This is a genomic window from Sphingomonas sp. FUKUSWIS1 (assembly GCF_000733135.1).
Classification (GTDB): domain Bacteria; phylum Pseudomonadota; class Alphaproteobacteria; order Sphingomonadales; family Sphingomonadaceae; genus Sphingomonas; species Sphingomonas aerolata.
Window position 1 is genome coordinate 43950 of sequence record NZ_JPJC01000276.1, and the last position, 6283, is coordinate 50232.

General features: G+C 64.8%; 2 protein-coding genes. One reads left to right on the plus strand and one right to left on the minus strand.

The window, feature by feature from the left end; genetic code table 11:
• Nucleotides 1-18: 18 nt before the first annotated feature.
• A complete protein-coding gene (rpoB, locus tag sphsw_RS17630; protein WP_031393738.1) occupies nt 19-4200 on the minus strand; it encodes a DNA-directed RNA polymerase subunit beta in 4182 nt (1393 codons plus the stop codon).
• A gap of 550 nt (nt 4201-4750) precedes the next feature.
• On the opposite strand from rpoB, the gene sphsw_RS17635 reads away from it, so the two are divergent.
• The gene (locus tag sphsw_RS17635) at nt 4751-6028 is read left to right on the plus strand and encodes an EAL domain-containing protein (RefSeq protein WP_152555548.1); all 1278 of its coding nucleotides are present in this window, start codon (nt 4751-4753) and stop codon (nt 6026-6028) included.
• Nucleotides 6029-6283 lie beyond the last annotated feature (255 nt).

The window sequence follows — 6283 nt, forward strand, 5'->3', positions numbered from 1 at the left end:
GAGGGGAGGGCACAGGGGTTACTCCGCCGCGATCTGGATGCCGTCGCTGTCGAAGCCGGGCTCCGACTGCTTCAGGTCCACATTCAGGCCCAGCGAGCGCATTTCCTTGACGAGCACGTTGAAGCTCTCCGGAATGCCCGCCTCGAACGTGTCGTCACCCTTGACGATCGCCTCGTAGACCTTGGTGCGGCCGACCACGTCGTCCGACTTCACCGTGAGCATTTCCTGCAACGTGTACGCCGCGCCGTAGGCCTGGAGCGCCCAGACCTCCATCTCGCCGAAGCGCTGACCACCGAACTGCGCCTTACCACCCAGCGGCTGCTGCGTGACGAGCGAGTATGGCCCGATCGACCGTGCGTGGATCTTGTCGTCGACCAGATGGTGGAGCTTGAGCATGTAGATGTACCCAACCGTCACCTTGCGATCGAACTTGTCGCCGGTACGTCCGTCGAACAGGTCCGACTGGCCCGACGGGTCGAGACCCGCCAGTTCCAGCATCGCCGACACGTCCGCCTCGCGCGCACCATCGAACACCGGCGTCGCCATCGGCACGCCGCCCTTCAGGTTCTTGGCCAGCTCGATGATCTCGTCACCCGAACGGGCGTCGATCTCTTCGTGATACTGCTCGCCATATACCGTCTTGAGACGATCGCGGACCGCTTCCGGCATCGCGCCGGCCTTGGCCTCCGGATTCTCCTCGCGCCAAGTTTCGAGCGCGTGGGTGATCTGCTGACCCAGACCGCGTGCGGCCCAGCCGAGATGCGTCTCGAAGATCTGCCCGACGTTCATGCGCGACGGCACGCCCAGCGGGTTGAGCACGATATCGACCGGCGTCCCGTCGGCGAGGAACGGCATGTCCTCCGCCGGCAGGATGCGGCTGATGACGCCCTTGTTCCCGTGACGGCCAGCCATCTTGTCGCCCGGCTGCAGCTTGCGCTTCACCGCGACGAACACCTTGACCATCTTCAGCACGCCCGGCGACAGCTCGTCACCACGCTCCAGCTTCTCGCGACGATCGTGGAACTTGTCCGTGATCAGCTTGGCGGCATCGTCATACTGGATCTTGACCGCTTCCAGATCGCTCTGGATCTTGTCGTCGGCGACCGCGAACTTCCACCACTCGTGGCGGTCGACGCTGTCGAGCAGATCCATGTCGATCACGACGCCCTTCTTGACGCCCTTGGGCGCCGAAGTGGCCGTCTGGTCGAGCAGCATCTCGCGAAGACGCGACCAGGTCGCACGGTTCAGGATCGAACGCTCGTCGTCCGAATCCTTCTTCAGGCGCTCGATCTCCTCGCGCTCGATCGCCATCGCGCGCTCGTCCTTGTCGATGCCGTGGCGGTTGAAGACGCGAACATCGACGACCGTACCCGACACACCCGGCGGCAGGCGAAGCGAGGTGTCGCGCACGTCGCTAGCCTTCTCGCCGAAGATCGCGCGGAGAAGCTTCTCCTCCGGCGTCATCGGCGATTCACCCTTGGGCGTTATCTTGCCCGCGAGAATATCGCCCGGCTCGACCTCTGCGCCGATGTAAACGATGCCCGCTTCGTCGAGGTTGCGAAGCGCTTCCTCGCCGACGTTCGGGATGTCGCGCGTGATGTCCTCAGGCCCGAGCTTCGTGTCGCGGGCCATCACCTCGAACTCGTCGATATGAATCGACGTGAACACGTCGTCCTTCACGATCCGCTCGGAGATCAGGATCGAATCCTCGTAGTTGTAGCCGTTCCACGGCATGAACGCGACGAGGCTGTTGCGACCCAGCGCCAGCTCGCCGAATTCGGTCGACGGACCGTCGGCGAGCACGTCGCCGGCACGGACCACATCGCCCACCTTCACCAGCGGACGCTGGTTGATGCAGGTCGACTGGTTCGAGCGCTGGAACTTCATCAGCGTGTAGATGTCGACGCCCGACTTGCCGGCATCGATTTCGCCGGTTGCACGGATCACGATACGCGCCGCGTCGACCTGGTCGACGATGCCCGCACGCTTGGCCGAGATGGCGGCGCCCGAGTCACGTGCGACCGTCTCTTCCATGCCGGTGCCGACGAACGGCGCCTCGGCCTGGACGAGCGGCACGGCCTGACGCTGCATGTTCGAGCCCATCAGCGCGCGGTTGGCGTCATCGTTTTCCAGGAACGGAATGAGCGATGCGGCGACCGAGACGAGCTGCTTGGGGCTGACGTCCATCAGCGTGATGTTGTCGGGCAGCGCCATCAGGAATTCGCCCGCCTGACGCGACGAGACGAGTTCCTCGGTGAAGCCGCCGTCACCGGTCAGATCGGCGTTGGCCTGCGCGATCGTGTGCTTGGCCTCTTCCATCGCCGACAGGTACACGACGTCGTCGGTCACCTTGTGGTCGACGACCTTGCGGTACGGGGTCTCGATGAAGCCGTACTTGTTGACGCGGCTGAACGACGCAAGGCTGTTGATCAGACCGATGTTCGGGCCTTCCGGCGTCTCAATCGGGCAGATGCGGCCATAGTGCGTCGGGTGAACGTCGCGAACTTCGAAGCCGGCGCGCTCACGCGTCAGACCACCTGGTCCAAGTGCCGACACGCGACGCTTGTGGGTGACTTCCGACAGCGGGTTGGTCTGATCCATGAACTGCGACAGCTGCGACGAGCCGAAGAATTCGCGGACCGCGGCAACCGCCGGCTTCGCGTTGATCAGGTCGTTCGGCATGACGGTCGAGACGTCGACCGACGACATGCGCTCCTTCACGGCGCGCTCCATGCGGAGCAGGCCGACGCGATACTGGTTCTCGAGCAGCTCGCCGACCGAACGGACACGACGGTTACCGAGGTTGTCGATATCGTCGATCTCGCCCTTGCCGTCCTTGAGGTTCACGAGCGTCTTGATGACCTCGAGAATGTCCTCGGTACGCAGCGTCGTGACGGTGTCCTCGACGTCGAGGTCGAGACGCATGTTGAGCTTCACGCGGCCCACGGCCGACAGGTCGTAGCGATCCGGATCGAAGAACAGACCCGAAAACAGCGCCTCGGCGGTCTCCAGCGTCGGCGGCTCGCCGGGGCGCATCACGCGGTAGATGTCGGACAGCGCCTGCTCGCGCTCCTCGGCCTTGTCGACCTTGAGCGTGTTGCGGATCCACGGGCCGGTCGCGACGTGATCGATGTCGAGCAGGTCGAGACGCTCGATGCCTGCCTGGTCGAGCAATTCGAGGTTCTCGGCGGTCACTTCGTCACCGGCTTCGATGTAGATGCGGCCGGTCGACTCGTCGATCAGATCGTAGGCCGAATAGCGGCCGAAGATTTCCTCGGTCGGGATCAGCAGGTCGGTCAGACCGTCCTTGAACGCCTTGTTTGCGGCGCGTGGGGAAATCTTCTGGCCGTTCGGGAACACGACTTCGCCGGTCTTCGCATCGACGATGTCGAACATCGGCTTCTGGCCACGCCAGTTCTCGACCTGGAACGGAACGATCCAGCCACCCTGGCCGCGGACGAACGTCACGCGGTTGTAGAAGTAGTTGAGGATCTCTTCCGACGTCATGCCGAGCGCGTAGAGCAGCGCCGTGACCGGCAGCTTGCGCTTGCGATCGATGCGGACGTTGACGATGTCCTTCGCGTCGAACTCGAAATCGAGCCACGAGCCGCGATACGGGATCACGCGGGCCGCGAACAGATACTTGCCCGATGCGTGCGTCTTGCCGCGATCGTGGTCGAACAGGACGCCCGGCGAACGGTGCATCTGGCTGACGATGACGCGCTCGGTGCCGTTGATGAAAAAGGTGCCGTTCTCGGTCATGAGCGGCATGTCGCCCATGTACACGTCCTGCTCCTTGATATCGATGACCGACTTGGCCTCGGTATCGGGATCGACCTCGAACGCGGTCAGGCGCAGCGTGACGCGCATCGGCGCGGCATAGGTGATCCCGCGCTGGCGGCATTCCTCGACGTCGAACTTTGGCGGTTCAAGGACGTAGTCGTCGAAATCAAGATAGGCGGTGCCAGCGAAATCCTGGATCGGGAACACGCTACGCAGCGTCTTCTCGAGGCCCGAGACATGGCCGATCGACTTGTCGGAGCGCAGGAACTGCTCGTAGCTCTCGCGTTGGACCTCGATCAGGTTCGGCATCTGCACGACTTCGTGGATGTTGCCGAAGACCTTGCGGATGCGACGCTTTGCGGTGCCGCCGTCGCGACGCTGCTTGGCAGCGCCCTCGTTGATCGCCTTGGAAGCCATAGGTTATTTGCCCTCAATAAACTGACGGGTCAGCCGTAATTTCGTGCCCGGGAACCCCCGGACGGGGCGTGCAGTAACGCAAAAAGGCCGCGCGCAATCACCTGCGGCGGCTTTCGGCGAATGAAACCCCGGCATCCAATACGATCGACATGCTGCGCGACGGCCTGTCATTTCCCGGATGCTGTGGTGAGAGGCTCATATAGGACGGTGGCCGGCGCTTGTCAAAGCGGTCCGGTCGCGCGTGGTAAATGTCGAAGACGGGATGCCCTCGCGGCCAGGCGAGCGCGGCGCAACGGCCCGTGGAAAAATATTTGTAATAAAATCACAATGCCACGCAACGGCTTATTGGGCGACGAGCGACCTGGTGCGGGTGCGGCGCTGTTCGCGGGGATGACAGTGCTGATCAGGATTAGTAGATACCAATTGGCTACCGGGATTGAATCCGCCGCACGGCGGGCCTTGCCGGTGGCGTTCAGCCGTCATTCGTCAGCGTCCACCCTATTGCCGAGTTCACGCCCATGTCGATAGCCGCCCGGTCGGACCCGTCCGCGTGAGCGCCGATCCCAGTCTGGCGCCCCCACCGGGTGCGGCAGCAGGTTTCGGCCCGGGGCTGGCAAGCCCGGCCTCCGCTTGTCTGCCTGTGGCGGGGGACGGGAGCGCGGTTCTGCCGCGACTGCTGTTCGTCCATGCCGCCGACGCGGCATCGTGCCAGGCGCACGCGGAACTGCGGTCCCGTGGCTATGCCGTCGCCTGGATCGGTCATGCGGCGGAGATCGCGGCGGGAACGGCGTTCGCGCCTGACGTCGTGATTGCCGACGCGCAATCGCGTGGCGACGATCTGATCACCGTGCTCGATCAGATCGGGCACGAGGGCCGGATCTGCCCGGTGATCGAGTTGCGGCCGCCGGGCGAATATCCGTCCGCCGTCCTCGGCGAGGCGACGATCGGCGAGCATCCGCTCGTCGGGTCGCTCGAACGGACCTACAAGATCGGCGCCCTCACCGCGATCCTCGCGTCGCTCGCGACCGGGACGGGCCGTTCGGATGACGCTGCGGGCGATCGGCGCATGATCTCGGCGCTGCTTGCAGGATCGCGGCTGCTGCCTAACCTGCATTACGAGTTCCTGCCCAAGATCGACCTGACGACCGATCAGGTTGCCGGCTATGAAGCGCTCGCCCGGCTGCGCAACATCCCGGGGGTGAACCCCGAATGGCTGTTCGCCGCGATGACCGATGCGGGGATCGAGGCGGCAGCGACGATGAAGGCGGTCACCGCCGCGCTCGACCTCTGGCTTGCGCTGAGCGTCGAGCAACGGTCCGCGCCGGTCGCGATCAACTGCAGCCAGGCGGTGCTGGCCGATCCGCTGTTCCAGGCGGCGCTGGGCGATGAATTGCGCCGGCGCGGCGTCGCGTCGAACGGGCCGGGACGGGGCGTCCTGATCATCGAGATCACCGAGGATGCCCGGCCGGTCGATACCCAGCGGCTGGTCCGCGACATGAACGGGTTGCGCGATCTGGGCGTGGTGTTCTCGCTCGACGATTTCGGCAAGGGGGCGACGAATTTCGATCGCGTCTTCACGCTGCCGATCGCCGAGCTGAAGATCGACAAGGACTTTTTCGGCCATTGCGCACGCCACGTGCACGAACTCGGCATACTGCGCGAGGTCGTCCGGTCCTGCCACGCGCGAGGGCTGAGCACGGTCGTCGAGGGGGTCGAGACCGAAGAGCATCTCGCGATCGCCCGCGACCTGGGCGCTCGCTGTGCACAGGGCTTCTACTGGGGTCGGCCGATGGCGGCGGGGAGCTTCGCGCACGTCCGCGTGATCTGAAGGCCAGCGGTTCGCGATGCGGACGATCATCTGGTCGCCCTCGCGGCGCGGCTCATCGCATGGCGGCTTGCCGCCGCGGTTCGTTCGGCCTCCCCGCGCTAGCGTTGCAGGAGGGAATTTTCGACGATGAGCATACAATGGCGCCGCGCGCTTCTGATCGTGCCGGCTGGCCTGGCGCTGGCGCCGCCCGCGGTCGCGCAGGAGGCGGGCCAGACGTCGGACGCCGCGTCGCAGCAGTCGACCCCACCGGCGCCC

Excerpts from the sequence above, each read along its gene's own strand:
- rpoB (WP_031393738.1), bottom strand. The coding sequence starts at position 4,200 with ATGGCTTCCAAGGCGATCAACGAGGGCGCTGCCAAGCAGCGTCGCGAC.